The 20,245-nt window shown below is 63.4% G+C and carries 14 protein-coding genes and 1 pseudogene; 7 read left to right on the top strand and 8 right to left on the bottom strand.

The genetic code is table 11. The annotated features are described in order from the left end of the window. The 6 genes from iolE to P0D80_RS41330 form a co-directional block, all read right to left on the bottom strand. On the bottom strand, nucleotides 1-915 hold a 915-nt coding region (gene iolE / locus P0D80_RS41355; RefSeq protein WP_408292380.1), incomplete at its 3' end, for a myo-inosose-2 dehydratase. A gap of 10 nt (nucleotides 916-925) precedes the next feature. Beyond that, the gene (gene iolD, locus P0D80_RS41350; RefSeq protein ID WP_408292378.1) at nucleotides 926-2,899 is read right to left on the bottom strand and encodes a 3D-(3,5/4)-trihydroxycyclohexane-1,2-dione acylhydrolase (decyclizing); all 1,974 of its coding nucleotides are present in this window, start codon (nucleotides 2,897-2,899) and stop codon (nucleotides 926-928) included. After that, nucleotides 2,896-4,941 carry a bifunctional 5-dehydro-2-deoxygluconokinase/5-dehydro-2-deoxyphosphogluconate aldolase gene (locus P0D80_RS41345; RefSeq protein WP_408292376.1) on the bottom strand — a complete coding sequence of 682 codons (2,046 nt, stop codon included), beginning with the start codon at nucleotides 4,939-4,941 and terminating at the stop codon, nucleotides 2,896-2,898. The genes iolD and P0D80_RS41345 overlap by 4 nt, the downstream gene beginning before the upstream one ends. Before the next feature lie 64 nt (nucleotides 4,942-5,005). Further along, entirely contained in the window at nucleotides 5,006-5,854 is an 849-nt protein-coding gene (locus P0D80_RS41340) for an ATP-binding cassette domain-containing protein (protein ID WP_243658100.1), read from the bottom strand. 13 nt (nucleotides 5,855-5,867) lie between these two features. Beyond that, nucleotides 5,868-7,025: an ABC transporter permease gene (locus tag P0D80_RS41335; RefSeq protein ID WP_132373666.1), complete on the bottom strand. Its 1,158-nt coding sequence runs from the start codon at nucleotides 7,023-7,025 to the stop codon at nucleotides 5,868-5,870. A 146-nt stretch (nucleotides 7,026-7,171) separates the two neighbouring features. Then, on the bottom strand, nucleotides 7,172-8,218 hold the full coding sequence (locus P0D80_RS41330; RefSeq protein ID WP_116117844.1) for a sugar ABC transporter substrate-binding protein: 1,047 nt from the start codon (nucleotides 8,216-8,218) through the stop codon (nucleotides 7,172-7,174). A gap of 255 nt (nucleotides 8,219-8,473) precedes the next feature. Between P0D80_RS41330 and P0D80_RS41325 the strand changes: the two genes are divergently transcribed. From P0D80_RS41325 to P0D80_RS41315, 3 genes are read left to right on the top strand one after another with little or no spacing between them, the layout of a single operon-like run. After that, entirely contained in the window at nucleotides 8,474-9,355 is an 882-nt protein-coding gene (locus tag P0D80_RS41325) for a MurR/RpiR family transcriptional regulator (protein ID WP_132373667.1), read from the top strand. Beyond that, the gene (gene iolG, locus P0D80_RS41320; protein WP_408180626.1) at nucleotides 9,348-10,376 is read left to right on the top strand and encodes an inositol 2-dehydrogenase; all 1,029 of its coding nucleotides are present in this window, start codon (nucleotides 9,348-9,350) and stop codon (nucleotides 10,374-10,376) included. Before P0D80_RS41325 ends, iolG begins: the two co-directional genes overlap by 8 nt. Further along, on the top strand, nucleotides 10,376-11,419 hold the full coding sequence (locus tag P0D80_RS41315) for a Gfo/Idh/MocA family oxidoreductase (protein ID WP_408292382.1): 1,044 nt from the start codon (nucleotides 10,376-10,378) through the stop codon (nucleotides 11,417-11,419). The genes iolG and P0D80_RS41315 overlap by 1 nt, the downstream gene beginning before the upstream one ends. 162 nt (nucleotides 11,420-11,581) lie before the next feature. Here the strand turns inward: P0D80_RS41315 and P0D80_RS41310 are convergent. Next, nucleotides 11,582-12,492: pseudogene (locus P0D80_RS41310) on the bottom strand (integrase core domain-containing protein); the annotation flags it as partial. Nucleotides 12,493-12,654: 162 nt separating this feature from the next. On the opposite strand from P0D80_RS41310, the gene P0D80_RS41305 reads away from it, so the two are divergent. Then, nucleotides 12,655-15,534 (top strand): valine--tRNA ligase, encoded by a 2,880-nt coding sequence (locus P0D80_RS41305; RefSeq protein ID WP_408292372.1) that lies wholly within the window; start codon nucleotides 12,655-12,657, stop codon nucleotides 15,532-15,534. Nucleotides 15,535-15,604: 70 nt separating this feature from the next. Next, nucleotides 15,605-16,486, top strand: a complete 882-nt coding sequence (galU, locus tag P0D80_RS41300) for a UTP--glucose-1-phosphate uridylyltransferase GalU (RefSeq protein ID WP_342960359.1) — start codon at nucleotides 15,605-15,607, stop codon at nucleotides 16,484-16,486. A 113-nt stretch (nucleotides 16,487-16,599) separates the two neighbouring features. Here galU and P0D80_RS41295 read toward each other — a convergent pair whose 3' ends face one another. Beyond that, nucleotides 16,600-16,827, bottom strand: a complete 228-nt coding sequence (locus P0D80_RS41295) for a sulfurtransferase TusA family protein (protein WP_026225937.1) — start codon at nucleotides 16,825-16,827, stop codon at nucleotides 16,600-16,602. Nucleotides 16,828-17,032: 205 nt separating this feature from the next. Here P0D80_RS41295 and P0D80_RS41290 point away from each other — a divergent pair, with 205 nt between their 5' ends. Both P0D80_RS41290 and P0D80_RS41285 read left to right on the top strand, forming a co-directional pair. After that, nucleotides 17,033-19,384 carry a UvrD-helicase domain-containing protein gene (locus tag P0D80_RS41290; RefSeq protein ID WP_132373670.1) on the top strand — a complete coding sequence of 784 codons (2,352 nt, stop codon included), beginning with the start codon at nucleotides 17,033-17,035 and terminating at the stop codon, nucleotides 19,382-19,384. After that, the gene (locus tag P0D80_RS41285) at nucleotides 19,381-20,175 is read left to right on the top strand and encodes a 5'-methylthioadenosine/adenosylhomocysteine nucleosidase (RefSeq protein WP_408292369.1); all 795 of its coding nucleotides are present in this window, start codon (nucleotides 19,381-19,383) and stop codon (nucleotides 20,173-20,175) included. Before P0D80_RS41290 ends, P0D80_RS41285 begins: the two co-directional genes overlap by 4 nt. The last annotated feature ends 70 nt before the right edge of the window (nucleotides 20,176-20,245 follow it).

Here is a 20,245-nt window from a genome sequence, read left to right as displayed (position 1 = left end):
CTGCTCAGAGCCGCCGGCGGCGCCGAGCGGCGCATCGACCAGCGTGCGTAATGTCTTGTAGCCTTTCTGCGCATATTCGAACGACGGCGCCACGACCGGATCCTGTTCCGCTTCCACCACCAGCCAGCCGCAATAACCGTGCCGCTTCAAGCGCTCGATGATCGCGGGGAAATTCACCGCGCCGTCGCCCGGCACCGTGAAGGCGCCGGCGATGACCGCGTCGAGAAAACTCCAGTTTCGGTTGCGCGCGAGCTTCATCACGGCGGGGCGCACGTCCTTGCAATGCACGTGGCAAACGCGCCCGATATGTTTGTCGAGCACGGCCAATGGATCGCCGCCGGCAAACGTGATGTGTCCCGCGTCGAACAGCAGGCCGACGGCGTCGCTGGTGCGTGCCATCAGTTGATCGACATCGGCTGGCGTCTCGACATAAGCGCCCATGTGATGATGATAGGCGAGCCGCACGCCACGGCTTAACGTATACCGCGCGAATTCGTCGACGCGCGCCGCGTACTCGGCCCATTGTGCGTCGCTGAAAAAACGCGGACGTTGGTAAAGCGGCTGCGACGCGCCCTGAATCGAATCGGCGACCTCGCCATACACCATTGCCGTCGCGCCGTTTTGCGCGAGTAGCTCGAGATGCGGACCGACGGAGGCGATTTCCTCTTCCACGCTGCGTCGCGCGAGGCGTCCGGAATACCAGCCGGAGACCAGCGCGAGATCGTGTTGCGCGAGCAGCGTCTTCAATGCCTGGGGTTCGCGCGGAAACTTGTTGCCGAGTTCGAAGCCTTGATAGCCGATCGCGCGGCCTTCCGTCAGCGCCACCTCGAGTGGCGTCTCGCCGCCGAGCGAAGGCAGATCGTCGTTCATCCACGAGAGCGGATTGATGCCGATACGTACGTCGAAAGCAGTCATGCGGGCGTCCTCATTCGTTGTCGGTGGGGCCGGTGTTTTGCGCGGAACTCGCCGGCTCCGCGCGGGCCGCGAGTTGCGTTTCGTATTTCGCACGCGCGTCGCGCACAGCGGGGCGCGCCGACACTTCCGGCACCGCCACTTCCCACCACCAGCCGCCGTCGTCGGTGGTGCGGGCCGGATCGGTGTCGATGCTGATGACATAGGTACGATCCGCCGCGCGGGCGCGTTCCATTGCGGCTTCGAATTCGGCGATATTCGCCGCGTGTTCGGCTTGCGCGCCGAGAGCGCGCGCATGCGCTGCGAAATCGATCTTCGGCGCGCCGAGCGGTCCTTGCACGCAATTTTCGAGCAGGTTGTTGAATGGCGCACCGCCGCAGGCCTGCTGTAAGCGGTTGATGCAGCCATAGCCGCGATTGTCGAGCACCACGACGATCAGCTTCGCGCCGATCATCACCGAGGTGGCGATCTCGCTGTTCATCATCAGATAGCTGCCGTCGCCGACCATCACGATCACTTCACGCGCGGGCCGGGCGAGCTTCACGCCGAGTCCGCCGGCAATCTCGTAGCCCATGCACGAATAGCCGTACTCGACGTGATACGCACCCGGCTTGCCGGCGCGCCACAGCTTGTGCAACTCGGCGGGCAGCGTGCCGGCCGCGCAAACGACGATATCGTTCGCGGGCGAACTGGCGCTCGAACGTTGCACGGCGCCGATCACATCGCCCTCGTAGGGCAGCACGGTGTCGCGCTGCGGCGCATGCGTGAGCGTGCTCACCGTATCGCGCCAGCTCGCCGCGAGTTTGTGCGCGCGCGCGGTCCATGTGCGGTCCGCATGCCAGCCTTGCAGAGGTTCGGCGAGCGCGTCGAGCGCAAGACGCGCGTCGGCTTCGACTACCTGCGCGCGATGCTTGAGGCCGTCGAACGCATTGGCGTTGATCGCGATCACATCCGCCTGCGTGAACAACGTGTTCGAGCCGGTGGTGAAGTCCTGCAAGCGGGTGCCGATGGCCAGCACGCAATCGGCGTCGTGCGCGAGCGCGTTCGCGGCGGGCGAGCCGGTCACGCCGAGCGCACCCGCGTTCAGCGGATCGTTCCAGGCAAGCGAGCCTTTGCCGGCCTGCGTTTCCGCGACCGGAATACCGTGCGTGGTCGAGAAACGGTGCAGCGCATCGGTGGCGCGGCCGTATAGCACACCGCCGCCCGCGACGATCAACGGCCGCTTCGCATGCCGCAGACGCGCGACCGCAGCCTCGATTTCATCGACGCGCGGCGCGGGCGAATAAAACGTGACGACGCGCGGTTTGAAGAAGTCGACGGGGAAATCCCACGCCTGCGCCTGCACGTCTTGCGGCAACGCGAGCGTGACGGGTCCGCACAGGGCGGCGTCGGTCAGCACACGCACGGCGCGCGGCAGCGCATTCAGCAACTGCGCCGGATGCACGATGCGGTCGAAGTAGCGCGACACCGGCTTGAACGCGTCGTTGGCGGAGACGCCGCCGTCGTGGAAGTCTTCGACCTGCTGCAACACGGGGTCCGGTGCGCGCGAGACGAAGATGTCGCCGGGCAGCAGCAGCACCGGCAAACGGTTCACGTGGGCGAGCGCCGCCGCGGTTACGAGGTTGGTGGCGCCCGGTCCGATCGACGTCGTGACGGCCATCATGCGGCGGCGGAAATGCGCCTTCGCATAGGCGATCGCGCTATGTGCCATTGCCTGTTCGTTGTGGGCGCGCAGCGTCGGCAGTTCGTCGCGATGCTGATACAGCGCCTCGCCGATCCCCGCCACGTTGCCGTGACCGAAGATGGCGAACACGCCGCCGAATAGCGGCTCGGTGCCTTGGCCGTCCTCGGTCGCGACGCGTTGCGCGGCGAGATAGCGGACCAGCGCCTGTGCGGTCGTCAGGCGCACCGTGCCGCCCGAGCCCGCGCGAGCGTGGCTGGCGTCGTTGGCGGACGCCGCGTCGTGATGCAATACGCGCTGATTCATGCGGCTTGCTCCTGATGGACATGGTTCGGCGCGCTGGCCTGCGCGGCACTCGCCCCACGTGTTGCGCGCCACGAAGCGATCAGCGTTTCGAAGGTGCGGCGCACGCGCGCGATCAGTTCGTCGTCGCCGATTTCTCCGGCGAGCCACGCATGGCTCGGCTCGTGGAAGATCGTGCGCCCGACCGTGAAGCCGCGGCACGTCGCCGATTGCGCCGCCGCGCGGAAGCCTTCGTCCAGTTGCTCGACGGCCGCCGACAAACCGAGCAGCACCACGCCCCGGCAATACGGATCGCGCTCGGCGATCAGCGCGTCGACGTTGCGCCATTGCGCGGCGTCCATCGGTTCGAGCTTCCACCACTCGGGATAGATGCCGATGTTGTACAGGCGCTTCAACGCGCGATACACCGTGTCCGGCGCCTGCGGCAGATGCGCGTGTTTCGGCGGAATCACTTCGAGCAGCAATTCGTGGCCGCTTGCTTGCGTCGCGTCATAGAGCGCGCGCAGTTGCGCTTCCTGTTCGAGACGCTGCTCGATGGGTTCGTCGGGATGGAACTGCACGAGGCACTTGACGATATGCTCCTGCGGCCACGGGATCAGCGTGGTCCCGATCGAACGGCCATGATCGAACACGAGCGGCACCGAGCCCGGCAGTTCCACTGGCCGGCCGACCCACCAGCCGCGCCCGGTGGCCGCGTTCAGCGCGTCCTGTCCGTAACGGTCGTCGATCAGCACGCCGATGCGGTTCTGCAAACCCAACGCGCTTTCAGTCTGCGCGACGGCTTCGACGAACAGGCCCTTCAGGCGCGCAATGCGCGCTTCGTCGGCGCCGGTTTGCTGCGCGAGTTCGAAGAACTGGTTGCGATGGTCAAACGCGAAGCCGAGTACTTCATCCCATTGTTTGCGGGCCGGCGAGACGCGATGCAGCCGTGCGAGCGTCGCGTCGCGATCGGGGCGGCGCATGCGCTGCGGATCGGCTTTCGCTTCGCGCAGGAAGTAGTCGAGTTCGGCGGGCGTCGGCATGGCCGGCGCGCAGCCGTGCCGTGAGACGACCAGCGCGCCGCTTGCGTTCGCGGCGCGCGCGCACGCTTCGAGAGGCTGATCGCGCAGCCAGCCGGAGAGAAAGCCCGAGGCGAACGCGTCGCCTGCGCCGAGCACGTTCAGCACTTCGACTTCCACGCCGCCGTGAATCGGCACGTCGTCGAGCGAGGCGGGCACCTGGCCGTCGATGATCTGGCAGCCGAGCGGTCCGCGCTTGAGCACCAGCGTGGCCGGTGTGACGGCGCGTACCATCGCGAGCGCGTCGACCAGTTCGGTCTTGCCGCCGGCAATGCGGAATTCCTCTTCGGTGCCGATCACCAGATCGATCAGCGGCAGAATGCGCTGCAAATGCGCGGTGACGCCTTCGCTCGCGACGAAGCGCGTTTCACCGTCCGCCTTGCCGGTAAGACCCCACAACACCGGGCGATAGTCGATATCGAGCACCGTGCGCACCTGGTTGCGGCGCGCGTAATCCAACGCGCGGCGGCTCGTACGGTTCACCTGTTCGGTGGAAAAGTGCGTGCCGGTGATCAGCAGCGCTTTCGACGACGCAATGAAGGCCTCGTCGAAATCCGCTTCATCGACCGCCATGTCGGCGCAGTTCTCGCGATAGAAGATCAGCGGGAAAGTATCGCGGTCTTTCAGGCCGAGCAGCACGAGCGCGGTCAGACGCTCCTGATCGATGCGCACGTGGCTGACGTCGCAGCCTTCTCTGGTGAGCGTCTCGGTGAGAAAGCGGCCCATATGATCGTTGCCGACGCGCGCCAGCATCGACGACGCGAGGCCGAGCCGCGCACAGCCGAACGCGATATTCGCCGACGACCCGCCGAGATACTTCGCGAAGCTCGACACGTCTTCGAGCCGCGCGCCGACTTGCTGCGCGTACAGATCGACGGCGAGGCGGCCGAGGCAGACGATGTCGCGGCTGCGGCCCGGCGCGAAACGGCTGCCGCTCGCCGGCGCCGAAGCGGACGGGGTCCCGCTGGATGTGCTGGAGTGATTCATGAAGTTTCCTGAATAGCTGGGCGCGGCGGCCGGCGCGGCTGCGCCGAACCGTCGCGCGAATGAATCAGATCGTCGCGCCTTCGAGTTCGCCGATCATCTTCTGCATCTCGGCGCCGCCGGCCATCATGTCGAGCACCTCGTCCTTGCTGATGGTTTCCTTGGTGAACGTGCCGAGCGATTTGCCGCGATTGAGCACCGTGAACGAATCGCCGATCGGATACGCGTGGTGCACGTTGTGCGTGATGAAGATCACCGAGATGCCCTTGGCGCGCGCCTTGTGAATCAGCTTGAGCACGTTGAAGCTTTGCTTTACGCCGAGCGCGGCGGTCGGCTCGTCGAGAATCAGCACGCGCGCGCCGAAGTGAATCGCCCGCGCAATCGCCAGACATTGCTTCTCGCCGCCGGACATGGTGCCGATAGGCTGATGCGCGTCGCGCACGTTGATGCCCATTTCGGCGAGCTTGTCGCGCGCGGTGGTGGCGCTGGTTTCGAGATCCATCACGCTCAGGAAGCCGAACAGTTTCTTCTGCGGCTCGCGTCCCATGAAGAAGTTGCGCGCCACCGAGAGCAGCGGCACCAGCGCGAGATCCTGATACACGGTGGCGATGCCGAGATCGAGTGCGTCTTTCGGCGATTCGAACAGCACCGGTTTGCCATCCACCAGATATTGGCCGGAAGAGGGCTGATGCACGCCTGCGAGGGTCTTGATCAGCGTCGATTTGCCTGCGCCGTTGTCGCCGAGCAGGCAGTGCACTTCGCCGCGTTTCAGGCGCAAGGTCACGCCGCTCAATGCGATTACCTTGCCGAAGTATTTGTTGACGTTCTCGAGAGCGAGGATCACGTCTTCCTGCGGGGCGCTCGCGTTGGTGTTCGAGCCGTCGACGCCATTCGCTGCGGTATTCGTATCTGACATGGTCGTCTCCTCGTTACGATTGCGCGACGCGGCGGCGCACATAGTGATTGAACAGCACGGCGATCAGCAGCATCACGCCGAGGAACACGCGGAACCAGTCGGAACTGACGTTGGTGTAGGTAATGCCGATCTGCACGACACCGAAGATCAACGCCCCGAAACACGCGCCGACCACTGAACCATAACCACCCGTCAGCAAGGTGCCGCCGATCACCGCGGCGATGATCGCTTCGAATTCCTTCTGCAGACCGCGGTCGGCCGCGGCCGAGCCGATGTCGCACACTTGCAGCACCGCGAAAAGGCACGAGCAGAACGCAGTCAGCACGAACAGCGAAATCTTCACGCGACGCACCGGCACGCCGACGTTCTTGGCCGCGTTGGCGTCGCCACCGACGGCGAGAATCCAGTTGCCCGCCCGCGTCTTTGCCAGCACGAACGCGCAGACTGCGGCGAGTCCGAGCCACCACAGAATCACCTTGGGAATGCCCGGCACGAGCGCGTGCCCGTTATCGAGCATGGTGCCGATGCCATGGCGGGCGAGCATCGTGAAGAGACCGTTCAGCGCGACGCCGTGAAACAGCGTATCCGCGAGCCAGTCCTGCTGCGCAAGGTCGCCGACGCCGGAGACGATCGTGCGGTCCGCGAACATGATCGAGAGCGCGAGCGTGAGGCCGCGCAAGATGAACAGAAACGCGAGCGTGACGATGAACGAAGGCAGGCGCGTTCGCATCACCAGATAGCCGTTCAGCGCGCCGAGCAGCATGGAGCCGGCGAACGCGAAGAGGATCGCGAGCGAAATCGGCCAGTGAAAATACACCGAGGGAATCGCGACCATCATGCCCGCGAAACCGATCATCGAGCCGATGGACAGATCGAACTCACCGGCGATCATCAACAGGCAGGCGCCCACGGCGAGGATGCCGAGATACGCCGAGACCTGCGACCAGTTCATCACGCCGTCGAGATTGAACATGCCGGAGTTGCCGGCCGTCAGCGCGAAGACGAGAAACACCAGTACCGCGCCGGAAATCGCGGCGAATTCGGGGCGGTTCAGCACATGGCCGAACCTGGATTCCTTGCGCAGCCGTTCATCCGAATCGGGCACCGAGGGCGCTGCCTCGCCGGAATTCGTCTTGACGTGCGGTGGGAAGTGTTTGCCGGCTACACCCATGATGTCTCCTTGGAGCCCGGCCGTGTGCGACTCGCACGCGAGGATGCGCGGCGAGAACAACAGCCGGTGAAATGCGCGGTGGCGGCGGGCGGCCCGCCTGTATCGAAGCGGTGCCCGCCGTGCGCGTGACTAACTAGCGTAAAGAATCAGCGGTACTGACCTGCGTACTTGATAACCTTGTCGAGGTTTTCCTTGGTGATGAAGCCCGGGCCCGAGCGAATGTTCTTCGGCCCATAAGACGGTGCGAGGCCATAGGTTGCGAGCCGTTCCTTGAACTTCGGATTGGCTTCGAGAATCTGGCGGATCTTCGCGGGGTCGGTGGTGTGCTCTTTCTTCACGATCGCCAGCACCGCCACGGGGATGTAGCCCTGCAGGTACGGCTGCTGGTCGATGGCGAACTGGATCGTGCCGTTCTGGATCGCCTTGGCGATGTCGTCGGAGAAGTCGAACGTGCAGAAGTAGATCTTGCCCGCCAGACCCATCTGCGTGACCGCTTTCAGCGTGGCCGAAGCCGGGGTCGGTCCGAGCGTCAGGATCGCACCGGTGTTCGGGTGGTTGCGCAAATACGCGCTGACCTTCGATTGAATCTCGGTCGGATCCTGGCCGGAGTCGATAGTGGAAGCCTTGTAGTCGACGCCGAGCGCTTCGGCGAAACCACGGCAACGGTCGAACGACACCGTATTGGTGGCGATGTGGTTCACGCACAGGAACGACTTCACGCCCGCGGCCTTGGCTTTCTCGCCGGCCGCTCTGCCCGCGACGTATTCGGGTTGACCCACATGCATGATCGCGCCGAGCTGCGCGCTCTGTTCCTCCGTGCCCGAATTGATCGTGACGAGCGGAATCTTCTTCGCGGTCACCTTGTTGATCGAGCTTTTCAGCACGTCGAAATCGGCGATGGTGACGATCACGCCGTCGTAGTTGCGCGCGGCTGCCTGCTCGATCAGACGCGACATGTCGGCGATGTCGCCGTTCGGCGGATTGCGGTAGTCGGTCTCGACGTTGAAGTCCTCGTCGGCCTGTTTGATGGCGTTCTTGATGGTGTTCCACCACGAATCCGAATCCGGCGCGTGGCTGATCAGCACGAAGTGAGCGTCAGCCGCGCGGGCGGCCGAGGCCGCGCCGAATCCCGTCGCCAACGTCAGTGCCGTCACCAGAATCCTGAGCGTAGCCTTGCCCTTGCAAAGTCTCATTGTCTCCACCTTTCTCGGTATGTCGTTTTTGAAGGGAGCGTCTGGCCAACCCGGGTGTTGCCACCAAAGCACCATCGCTCACGACCAAGATTAGGCGATCTTCCAAGTCGTTGCAATGAAAATTTCATTACAAATAAAAATAGAAAATACGTTCCATTTGACGGGGCGCCTGCCTATAATCGGCAGCGTCAGGAGGCCGTGCGGCGGGCGTTCGGAGCGTCTGCGGCACTGCAATAAAGCACCCGAGAGAGAGCCATGGCGGAAGAGAGCACCGAGGAATTGCCTAGCGTCGAAGAATTGATGCAGCGCATCGCGGAAAACTACGACGCGTTGCCGCGTCAGTTGAAGAATGTCGCGACCTATATCGAGCAGCATCGCTCCAGCGTGATGGTGGATCGCACCAGCGACATCGCCGCGAGTTGCGGCGTGCATCCGTCCGCCGTGGTGCGTTTTGCGCAGCGCTTCGGTTTTTCCGGTTTCTCCGATCTGCAGGCGGTGTTTCGGCAGGCTTACACGGGTCAGGGCAGTTCGTCGCCGAGTTATCAGCAGCGCATTCGCAAGCTGATCGACGAGAAGCCGGGCGCGCTGTCCGGCGGTTCGGTGGCGCGCGAGTTCATCGCGGCCTCGCGCGGCGGTCTCGAAGAACTGGAGGCAGGGCTCGACGACAAGGAGTTCGACGCCGCCGTGAAGATGCTGCAGCAGGCCGACAACATCTATGTGATCGGCGTGCGGCGCTCGTTTCCGGTGGCGAGCTATATCGTCTACGCGCTGCAGCACACGCCTAAGCGCGTGCACCTGGTGTCCGGTTTCGGCGGCATGTACCGCGAGCAGATTCGCAGTGTGAAAAAGGGCGACGTGGTGATTGCGATCAGCTTCGCGCCCTATGGCAAGGAGACGCAATATTGCTTGCGGGTCGCGCATCATCACCAGGCCAGGACGCTGGTTATTACGGATAGCCAACTATCTCCGCTCGCGCGTTATGCAACCACGCAACTGTATGTGAAAGAGGGCAGCGCGTTCGCGTTCCGCTCGCTGACCAGCACAATCTGTTTGTGCCAGGCGTTGTTCATCGCGCTCGCGTACAAGCTCGAATTGAATGTTGAAGAATCCAAAGACACTGGAGGATACGATGACTGATGGGGCAAATCAGGCGGCAAAGACGATCGACGTGGCGGTGTTCGGCGCGGGGCGCATCGGCAAGATTCATGCGGCGAATCTTGCGCGGCAGCCGGGCGTGCGGCTCAAGTACGTGGTCGACGTGAATCGTGAGGCCGCCGCGGCGCTCGCCGCCGAGCACGGCGCGCAGGTCGCGGATATCGACGGCGCGATGGGCGATGCGTCGATCGGCGCAACGGTGATCTGTTCGAGCACCGACACCCATGCCGATCTGATCATGCAATCCGCCGCGCAAAAGAAGCATGTGTTCTGCGAGAAGCCGGTCGATCTGGCGCTGGAGCGCGCGCGCGCTTGCGCGGCAGCGGTGGAGCGCGCCGGCGTGGTGTGCATGATCGGTTTTCAGCGGCGCTTCGATCCGACGTTCTCCGCGTTGAAAGCGCGGCTCGACGCCGGCGAGATCGGCACGCCGGAAATGCTGGTGGTGACGAGCCGCGATCCGGGGGCGCCGCCGGTCGAGTACATCAAGCATTCCGGCGGGATTTTCAAGGACATGCTGATTCACGATTTCGACATCTTCCGCTGGATTCTCGACGACGAGGCCGACACGCTGCACGCCACCGGCAGTTGTCTGAGCGACCCGGCGATCGCCGACGCGGGCGATATCGATTCGACCGCGGTGACGATCCGCACTAAGCGCGGCCGCCTGTGCCAGATCAATACCGCGCGCCGCGCCGCGTACGGTTACGACCAGCGCTTCGAAGTGCTGGGCAGCACCGGCATGTTGCAGGCGGGCAATGTGCGGCCCACGGAAGTCACGGCGTATTCGAAAACCGAGGTGTCGAGCGACGTGCCGGAAGCGTTTTTCCTCGAACGTTACCGCGCGGCTTACGCGCATGAAATTGCGCATTTCTTCGATGCGGTGACACATGGCAAACCGGTGCGCACGACCGTCGCCGACGGCTTGAAAGCGCTTGAACTCGCCGAAGCGGCGACGCGCTCGTGGCGCGAGGGCCGCGCGATCAAACTCGGCGAGGCATCGTGATGGCGGCCGCCGCGGCGCGGGTTCGTGTGGGCGTAGTCGGCCTCGGGCGGCTCGGCAAGCGGCACGCGGAGAATCTCGCGTATCGCGTGCCGGGTGCGTCGCTCGTGGCGGCTTGCAGTCCGGTGGAGGAGGAGCGGGCGTGGGCGCGGGAAGCGTTGACTGCGCCGCGACTGTACGAGGATTACGCGGAGTTGCTGGCTGATCGCGAGGTGGATGCGGTCTGGCTCGTCACGCCGTCTTCGTTGCACGCGCAGCAGATCGTCGACGCGTTGCGGGCCGGCAAGCATGTGTTCTGCGAGAAGCCTTTGTCGCTGGATCTCGCCGAGTGCGAGAGGGTGCTGGCCGAGGCCGCGCGCTATCCGCATTTGCAGGCGACCATCGGTTTTATGCGGCGCTTCGATCCGAGTTACAAGGACGCGTTCGACAAGATCGAAGCCGGCAAGATCGGCCGGCCGTTTCTTGTGCGCTCGCAGACGGCGGATCAGAACGATAGCGATGGTTTTTTTGTGCGTTTCGCGGCGACGTCTGGCGGGATTTTTCTCGATTGCACCGTGCACGATATCGATGTGGCGCGCTGGCTGCTGGGTAAGCCGCGTGCAAAACGCGTGTTCGCCGCGGGTGTTGCCGCGATGCATGAAGGCTTGCGTGAGTTCGGCGATGTCGATAACGGTGTCGCGATCTGCGAGTTCGAAGACGGCAAGCTGGCCATGTTTTATGCGTCGCGGACGCAGGCGCATGGTAATGACACGCATAGCGAAGTGATCGGCACGGCTGGAGCGCTTGCTATTGGACGTAATCCGCGGGCTAATCGGGTTGAGATTTATGATGCCAGCGGGATTCGGAACGAATGTACGGCGAATTTTTTTGATCGGTTTGAGGAGGCGTTTTTGTTTGAGGCTAGGGCGTTTGTTGCGGCGGTGCAGGGTGGGGCGGTGTCTTCTGCTGCGCGGGCTGGGGCTTCGCTTGCTGATGCGTTGGAGGCTACGCGGATTGGGATGGCGTTGCGGGAGTCTTTGTTGAAGGGGGAGGCGGTTGCGTTGTGAGGTTGGGTTTGGTTTTTTTGGGGTTTTGGCCTTTCCTTGATTTGTTTGTGGTCTATTAGCGTTGCCCCTGTGCGGGGCGGCACTTACTTTTCTTTGCCGGCCGTGTATGGACCGGAGACATGGGTAACAGGTGTGCGGAGACATGGGTAACACATGATCCGCTCATTCCTGCTGGTTCAGGTTGATGGTTCCGAAACGGTGATGCGCAAAAAACAGGTCGTAGCAGTTCTCTTCACCGACGCGCTCGCGGATGGCCACGGGCAGGTTCTGCAATGCCTTCGACACCTTGAATCGCCGGTTCCTGAAGCGTAGTTCACCGTTCCACTTCACGCACTGCACGAGGTCGTTTTCGCCGTACTCGATCGGCGGCAGAATCTCGGGGTAGGCGCGCGGACTGGGGCGATAGCGCGTGACTGGGGTCGCCATGTCCAGCGCCTGATGCGGGCGCTGATGGTTGTAGACCGAGCGCCCTGCATCGAACGCCTGCTGGGCGCTGCTCAGGTCCCTGAAATGGCGCCCGGCGATCACCTCGGCCTTCAGCGTGCGGTGAAACGCTCCTCCTTGCCGTTGGTCTGCGGATGCGCCACGCGGCTGTGCGACAGTCGCACGCCCAGCCGGATGAGCCAGATGGCCAGTTCGGTCAACTGGCCCGGCTGGCTGGGGCTACCCCACGGCGAACCGTTGTCCGCGTTGATGCGCAGCGGCAGCCCGTAGCGGCGGAACGTGCGCTCCAGATGATGCTGCCCGATCCGGGTGTCAGTGCAGATGCAGGCGTCGAGTGTCACGTTGTAGCGCGAATGATCGTCCAGCATGGTCAGTGGCGAACAGTGCCGTCCGTCCTGCAGGTCGAACCAGCCCTTGAAATCCATCTGCCAGAGATCGTTGGGCTGCGCATGCTCGAAGCGCTGCCAAGGCGTGGCGGCGTCGGAAGCAGCCGGGTCGATCAGCCCGTGGCGATGCAGGATGTCCGTCACAGTGCTGGGGGCGGGCTCGTCCGTGTGACCCAGATCACGCAGACGCCGGCTGATCTTGCGTCCACCCCAGGCCGGATGCGCGCCCCGCACAGGGGCAACGCTAATAGACCACCAAGAACTCAAGGAAAGGCCACCCCCAAAAGCCCCATCCACCAAAGCGCCGCAGGCAAAAAGCCACCCGATCAAATCCCCAAAAATCCCCCACCGCCAGGCGCCGCTTATAATCGACCATTCCCAGCATTCACCAGCCGAACCGACACAATGAGCGAGACCCCGAGCGACACCACCTCCACGCTTGCCAAAAGCTTCGAGCCCCACACCATCGAAGCCCACTGGGGCCCCGAATGGGAAAAGCGCGCCTACGCGACGCCCTCCATCGAGGAAAACCGGAAAGATTTCTCGATCCAGCTGCCGCCGCCGAACGTCACGGGCACCCTCCACATGGGCCATGCCTTCAACCAGACGATCATGGACGGCCTCACCCGCTATCACCGCATGCTCGGTGAAAACACCCTGTGGGTGCCGGGCACGGACCACGCGGGCATCGCCACGCAGATCGTCGTCGAGCGCCAACTGGACGCGCAAGGCGTCTCGCGCCATGACCTAGGCCGTGAAAAGTTCGTCGAACGCGTCTGGGAATGGAAGCAGGAATCCGGTTCGACCATCACGAACCAGGTGCGGCGTTTGGGCGCCTCGATCGACTGGTCGCGCGAATACTTCACGATGGACGACAAGATGTCGGCCGCCGTGCGCGATGTCTTCGTACGCCTGTATGAACAGGGCCTGATCTATCGCGGCAAGCGCCTCGTGAACTGGGACCCGGTGCTGCTCACCGCCGTCTCCGACCTCGAAGTGGTCAGCGAAGAAGAAAACGGCTCGCTCTGGCACATCCAGTACCCGCTCACGGACGGCTCGGGCCATCTGACAGTCGCCACCACGCGCCCGGAAACCATGCTCGGCGACACCGCCGTGATGGTCCACCCGGAAGACGAGCGCTACGCGCACCTGATCGGCAAGACGGTCACGCTGCCGCTGTCGGGCCGCGAAGTGCCGATCATCGCTGACGACTACGTCGACCGCGAATTCGGCACCGGCGTCGTCAAAGTCACGCCCGCGCACGATTTCAACGACTATCAGGTCGGTCTGCGGCACAAGCTGCCGCAAATCGAAATCCTCACGCTCGACGCCAAAATCAACGAGAACGCGCCGGAAAAATACCGCGGTCTCGACCGCTTCGCAGCCCGCAAGCAGGTGGTGGCCGACCTCGAAGCGCTCGGCGTGCTCGAATCGGTCAAGCCGCACAAGCTGATGGTGCCGCGCGGCGACCGTACCGGCGTCGTGATCGAGCCGATGCTGACAGACCAATGGTTCGTCGCGATGAGCAAGCCGGCGCCGGAAGGCACCTTCAATCCGGGTAAATCGATCGCCGAAACGGCGCTCGACGTGGTTCGCAGCGGCGAAATCAAGTTCGTGCCGGAAAACTGGACCACCACCTACTACCAGTGGCTCGAGAACATTCAGGACTGGTGCATCTCGCGCCAGCTCTGGTGGGGCCATCAGATCCCGGCGTGGTATGGCGAAAACGGCGAAATCTTCGTGGCGAAGACCGAAGAGGACGCGCGCGCCAAGGCCGCGGCGGCCGGCTACACGGGCGCGCTCAAGCGCGACGAAGACGTGCTCGACACGTGGTTCTCGTCTGCTCTGGTGCCGTTCTCGTCGCTCGGCTGGCCGGATGAAACGCAGGAACTGAAGCACTTCCTGCCGTCGTCGGTGCTGGTCACCGGCTTCGACATCATCTTCTTCTGGGTCGCGCGCATGGTCATGATGACCACGCACTTCACCGGCCAGGTGCCGTTCGACACGGTGTACGTGCACGGACTCGTACGCGACGCCGAAGGCCAGAAGATGTCGAAGAGCAAGGGCAATACGCTCGACCCGATCGATATCGTCGACGGCATCGGCCTCGACGCGCTGGTCGCCAAGCGCACCACCGGCCTGATGAATCCGAAACAGGCCGCGTCGATCGAAAAGAAAACCCGTAAGGAATTCCCCGACGGCATCCCCGCGTTCGGCACCGACGCATTGCGCTTCACGATGGCCTCGATGGCCACGCTCGGACGCAACGTCAACTTCGACCTGGCGCGCTGCGAAGGCTACCGCAACTTCTGCAACAAGCTGTGGAATGCCACGCGTTTCGTGCTGATGAACTGCGAAGGCCACGATTGCGGCTTCGGCAAGCCGGAACAATGTGGCGAATGCGGTCCGGACGGACATCTGCATTTCTCGCAGGCCGACTTCTGGATCGTTTCACGTCTGCAGCGCGTGGAAGCGGAAATCGCCAAGGGTTTCGCCGATTATCGTTTTGACAATGTGGCCAACGCCCTATACAAGTTCGTATGGGACGAATACTGTGACTGGTATCTCGAACTCGCCAAAGTTCAGATCCAGACGGGTCAGCCGAACCAGCAGCGCGCAACACGCCGCACGCTGCTGCGCGTGCTCGAGACGGTGCTGCGACTGGCGCATCCGGTGATTCCGTTCATCACCGAGGCGCTGTGGCAAAAAGTGGCGCCGCTGGCCGGGCGTTATCCCGAGGGCAAAGCCGAGGGCGAAGCGTCCATCATGGTGCAGCCTTACCCCGTTGCCGAGCCGTCGAAAATCGATGAAGACGCGGAGCAGTGGGCAGCCGACCTGAAATCAGTGATCGATGCGTGCCGGAATCTGCGTGGCGAAATGAATCTGTCGCCGGCGGTCAAGGTGCCGTTGCTCGCTACCGGCAATGCGGAGCGCCTGCGCACGTTTGCTCCGTACGCACAGGCGTTGGCCCGTTTGTCCGAAGTTCAGATCATTGCCGACGAGGCAAGCTTGGACGCGCAGGCAGATGGCGCGCCAATTGCTATCGTGGGGAACGACAAGCTCGTGCTGAAGGTCGAAATCGACGTGGCAGTGGAGCGGGAGCGGTTGTCGAAGGAGATTGCACGGTTGAGCACGGAAATCATCAAGTGCAACGGCAAATTGCAGAATGAAAGTTTTGTTGCAAAGGCACCGCCGGCAGTCGTTGAGCAGGAGCAGAAAAGACTGGCAGAATTCGAAGCGACGGTGGGCAAGCTGAAAGCCCAGCTGGCGCGTTTGCCGGTCTGATCATGCTCCGTGTCCGCCCCAAGAGGCGGGCAAGGACCGATAGCTAATCCAGAGGATTCAGGGTAATCACATGCTAAAAGTTACAAAGGCGGTTTTTCCGGTAGCAGGTCTTGGCACCCGGTTCCTCCCTGCCACGAAGGCCAGCCCGAAAGAGATGCTCCCGATTGTCGACAAGCCACTGATCCAGTACGCGGTCGAAGAGGCAATGGCAGCCGGCATCACCGAAATGATCTTCGTCACGGGCCGCAGCAAGCGCGCGATCGAGGACCACTTCGATAAGTCATATGAAATCGAGGCGGAACTCGAGGCGCGCGGCAAGGACAAGCTGCTCGAACTGGTGCGCAGCATCAAGCCGAGCCACGTGGACTGCTTCTACGTGCGTCAGCCGGAAGCGCTGGGTTTGGGCCACGCGGTGATGTGCGCCGAAAAGCTGGTGGGCGACAATCCGTTCGCCGTCATCCTCGCGGACGACTTGCTGTACGGCACGCCGCCCGTCATGACGCAGATGATCGAGGTGTTCGACCACTATCACAGCTCGGTGATCGGCGTCGAAGAGATTCCGGCTCAGGAAACCAAGTCGTACGGCATTGTCGACGGCAAGGAGTGGGAAGACTCGATCATCAAGATGTCGGGCATCGTCGAAAAGCCGGAGCCGAGCTTGGCGCCGTCGAATCTCGGCGTGGTCGGCCGGTATGTGCTGAAGCCGCGCATCTTCGAACATCTGCGCGCGCTGAAGCCGGGCGCGGGCGGCGAATTGCAGCTGACCGACGCGATCCAGTCGCTTCTGGCCGACGAGCAGGTGCTGGCGTACAAGTATCACGGCACGCGTTTCGACTGCGGCAGCAAGCTGGGTTATCTGAAGGCGACGGTCGAGTTCGCCTTGCGTCACCCGGAAGTGGCCGCCGATTTCGAAGAGTATCTGCGTACTCGTTCGCCGGTGCTGGAAGGTTGAGCGGGCTTCGGCAGCTAGGATTCCGGAAGCGTTGAACCGAAGTAAAAGGCGCTGTGCCCGCGAACGCGGGGCACAGCGCCTTTTTTGTTGGAGCGTGATTCAGGACACGGGCTTCAGCGACGCCTCATCAGGAAGGTGAAGACCTTGTCGTGCGCGGAGCTTTCGACGATTTCATTGCCGGTTTGCTTGGCAAACGCGGCGAAATCGCGCTGTGAGCCTGGATCGGTGGCGAGCACCTTGAGAATCTGGCCGCTTTCCATGTCGGCGAGCGCCTTCTTGGCGCGCAAAATGGGCAGCGGGCACATGAGCCCGCGTGCATCGACTTCCTTGTGAATCTGAATTTGCATCGACGACGACCTTCGGGGACTGGGCGTCTGTTTTGACGCCGAAGGGTCAAATTCTACCGCAGGCTTACCGTGGTCGCTCGGGCGGCGGTTATCTTGGGGTGTCGGCCTTTCCTTGAATCGATGATGGTCTATCGGCCCCAAAAAACCCCACCCCCTCCGGGGCATATAATGTCGAACGAACTGCCGCCCCTCCCAAAAAATGCCCGATCTGCTAGCCAATCTAAACCCCGAACAACACGCCGCCGTCACGCTCCCCAACGAGCCCGCGCTCATTCTCGCCGGCGCGGGCAGCGGCAAGACCCGCGTTCTGATCACGCGCATTGCGTGGCTCATCCAGCACGGCCTGGCGTCGCCCGCCACGATTCTGGCGGTGACCTTCACCAACAAAGCGGCCCGCGAAATGATGTCGCGTCTGTCGGCGCTCCTGCCGATCGACACGCGCGGCATGTGGATCGGCACCTTCCACGGTCTGTGTAACCGCATGCTGCGCGCGCATCATCGCGACGCGGGCTTGCCGGCCACCTTCCAGATTCTCGATACCGCCGACCAGCTGTCCGCGATCAAGCGTCTGATGAAGGGCCTCAATATCGACGACGAAAAGTACCCGGCGAAAAATCTCCAGTACTTCATCAACAACGCCAAGGAACAAGGCCTGCGGCCGAAAGACGTCGACGCCACCGACAACTTCAACCGTAAATTCGTCGAACTCTACGAAGCCTACGACCAGCAATGCCAGCGCGAAGGCGTGGTCGACTTTCCGGAACTGCTGCTGCGCTGCTACGAACTGCTCGCGCACAATCCGCCGCTGCGCGCTCACTACCAGGCGCGCTTCAAGCACATTCTGGTCGACGAGTTCCAGGACACCAACAAGCTGCAGTACGCGTGGCTCAAGCTGCTGGCGGGGCAGACCAACTCGATTTTCGCCGTCGGCGACGACGACCAGTCGATCTACGCGTTCCGCGGCGCGAACGTCGGCAATATGCGCGACTTCGAGCACGAGTTCAGCGTCCGCCATCTGATCAAGCTCGAGCAGAATTACCGCTCGCACGGCCATATTCTCGACGCCGCCAATCAGCTCATCGCCAACAACTCGCGCCGTCTGGGCAAGAATCTGCGGACCGACGCGGGTCACGGTGAACCGGTTCGCGTGTATGAATCCGCGACCGATTCGCAGGAAGCCGGCTGGATCGTCGAGGAAATCAAGGCGCTGATCAGCACCGGCACGTCGCGCAGCGAAGTGGCGATTCTCTACCGCAGCAACGCGCAGTCGCGCACGATCGAACACACGCTGGTCAACGCGGGCATCGCGTACCGCGTGTACGGCGGCTTGCGCTTTTTCGAGCGCCAGGAAGTCAAGCACGCGCTCGCCTATCTGCGCCTGATCGACAATCCGAACGACGACACCGCGTTCGCCCGCGTCGTCAATTTCCCGACGCGTGGCATCGGCGCGCGCTCCATCGAGCAACTCGCGGACGCGGCGCGTCTGTACAACTGTTCGATGGCCGCGGCGATTCCGTATGTGGCGGGCAAGGCGGGTTCGAGCCTTGCGGGCTTCGCGAACCTGATCGGCAAGATGCGCGCGGAAACGCAGCAGATGAGCCTGCCGGAAACCGTCGAATACGTGGTTCGCACGAGCGGTCTCGCGGAGTTCTATCAGAACGAACGCGAGGGCCAGGACCGGCTGGAAAACTTGCAGGAGCTGGTCAACGCGGCCGCCGCGTTCGTCAGCGAAGAGGGCTACGGCATGGACACGCCGGCGCGCTCCATTCCACTGCGGCCGGGCGCGACCGCCGCGCCCGAACTGGCCGTCGCCACCGACGATCCGAACACCGTCGTGCTCGACGCGCCCGGCATCGCCGATCCGGCGCAAAACCCGGACACGATGACGCCGCTTGCCGGTTTCCTGTCGCACGCATCGCTCGAAGCGGGCGACAACCAGGCGCAAGCCGGCCAGGAAGCCGTGCAACTAATGACGGTGCACGCCGCCAAGGGCCTTGAGTTCACGGCGGTGTTCATCACCGGTCTGGAAGAGGGGCTGTTCCCGCACGAAAACAGCGCGATGGAGTCGGACGGTCTGGAAGAGGAACGCCGCCTGATGTACGTGGCGATCACGCGGGCCAAGGAGCGGCTGTATCTGTCGTTCGCGCAAAGCCGCATGCTGCACGGCCAGACGCGTTACAACATCCGCTCGCGTTTCTTCGACGAACTGCCGCAGGAAACGCTCAAGTGGCTCACGCCGAAGGTCGAGGCGGGCGCGCGCTGGGGCGGCCGTTCGGACAACGCGGGTTATGGACGCGACTGGTTCGCGCGGCCGGGTTATACGGGGGCCGCGTCGTCGACGCCGGCGCCGTTGCCCGCGTTCGCGAACGAACAGCGTGCGGCGGAAACGGGTTTCCGCGTCGGCCAGCAAGTGTTCCACACCAAGTTCGGCGAAGGCACGATCACCGCGCTCGAAGGCGGCGGCACCGATGCGAAGGCGCAGGTCAAATTCAAGCGGCACGGCGAGAAGTGGCTGGCGTTGGCGGTTGCTAAATTGCAGGCGGTGGAATGAGCGGGGCAAACGCTGCCGTGCCGGTGTCACATCGGCCGCTCGGGATTCTGGCGGCATTGCCGCAAGAACTCGGCGATCTGATCGAAGCGATGCGCGCCGAGTCGGGCGTGCGCACCATCACGCATGGTCAGCGGGACTATCACCTCGGCACCGTCCGCGGCGCGCCGTGCGTCGTGACGCTGGCGCGCGTCGGCAAGGTCGCGGCGGCGGCCACGGTCAGCGCGCTGATCCATGCATTCGACGTGGAAGCGATCGTCTTCACCGGTGTGGCCGGCGGTGTGGGGAGCGAGGTGCGGGTGGGTGACATCGTCGTCGCCGATGCGCTGCTGCAGCACGATCTCGACGCGTCGCCGCTGTTTCCGCGTTTCGAGGTGCCGTTGCTGGGCATCTCGCGATTCGACGCCGATGCGGCGCTCGCCGATCAACTCGCCGCAGCCTGTGAGCGCTTCGTCACGGAGGAGGGCGCGGCTTCGGCGGCGCGTTTCGGCACGCGCGAGCCGCGTGTGCATCGCGGTTTGATCATCAGCGGCGATCAGTTCGTGGCTAGCGCGGCGGGCGTGCAGGCGTTGCGCGACGCGCTGCCAGATGCGCTCGCCGTGGAGATGGAAGGCGCGGCGATCGCGCAGGTCTGCTACGAATACGGCGTGCCGTGCGCGGTCGTGCGTACCGTCTCGGATACCGCCGACGATCACGCGCCCGAGTCTTTCGTGTCGTTTCTCACGGACATCGCCGGGATGTATTCGAACGCGATTCTGACGCGGTTTCTAGAAGCGCGCAGTTCGACGGCCTGACGGCCGGCGTCGAGGGGCGCGTGTCGACGCATTCACTACGACACGCGCTTTAGCCACGCCGCCACTTTGC

It is taken from the genome of Paraburkholderia sp. RL17-373-BIF-A (genome assembly GCF_046030175.1).
Classification (GTDB): domain Bacteria; phylum Pseudomonadota; class Gammaproteobacteria; order Burkholderiales; family Burkholderiaceae; genus Paraburkholderia.
This window is presented reverse-complemented; position numbering and strand designations above follow the sequence as displayed.

What these genes read in the sequence shown, in the direction of transcription:
- iolD (WP_408292378.1), bottom strand. Translation starts at nt 2,899, where the DNA reads ATGAATCAGCGCGTATTGCATCACGACGCGGCGTCCGCCAACGACGCC.
- P0D80_RS41345 (WP_408292376.1), bottom strand. Translation starts at nt 4,941, where the DNA reads ATGAATCACTCCAGCACATCCAGCGGGACCCCGTCCGCTTCGGCGCCG.
- P0D80_RS41340 (WP_243658100.1), bottom strand. Translation starts at nt 5,854, where the DNA reads ATGTCAGATACGAATACCGCAGCGAATGGCGTCGACGGCTCGAACACC.
- P0D80_RS41335 (WP_132373666.1), bottom strand. Translation starts at nt 7,025, where the DNA reads ATGGGTGTAGCCGGCAAACACTTCCCACCGCACGTCAAGACGAATTCC.
- P0D80_RS41330 (WP_116117844.1), bottom strand. Translation starts at nt 8,218, where the DNA reads ATGAGACTTTGCAAGGGCAAGGCTACGCTCAGGATTCTGGTGACGGCA.
- P0D80_RS41325 (WP_132373667.1), top strand. Translation starts at nt 8,474, where the DNA reads ATGGCGGAAGAGAGCACCGAGGAATTGCCTAGCGTCGAAGAATTGATG.
- iolG (WP_408180626.1), top strand. Translation starts at nt 9,348, where the DNA reads ATGACTGATGGGGCAAATCAGGCGGCAAAGACGATCGACGTGGCGGTG.
- P0D80_RS41315 (WP_408292382.1), top strand. Translation starts at nt 10,376, where the DNA reads ATGGCGGCCGCCGCGGCGCGGGTTCGTGTGGGCGTAGTCGGCCTCGGG.
- P0D80_RS41305 (WP_408292372.1), top strand. Translation starts at nt 12,655, where the DNA reads ATGAGCGAGACCCCGAGCGACACCACCTCCACGCTTGCCAAAAGCTTC.
- galU (WP_342960359.1), top strand. Translation starts at nt 15,605, where the DNA reads ATGCTAAAAGTTACAAAGGCGGTTTTTCCGGTAGCAGGTCTTGGCACC.
- P0D80_RS41290 (WP_132373670.1), top strand. Translation starts at nt 17,033, where the DNA reads ATGCCCGATCTGCTAGCCAATCTAAACCCCGAACAACACGCCGCCGTC.
- P0D80_RS41285 (WP_408292369.1), top strand. Translation starts at nt 19,381, where the DNA reads ATGAGCGGGGCAAACGCTGCCGTGCCGGTGTCACATCGGCCGCTCGGG.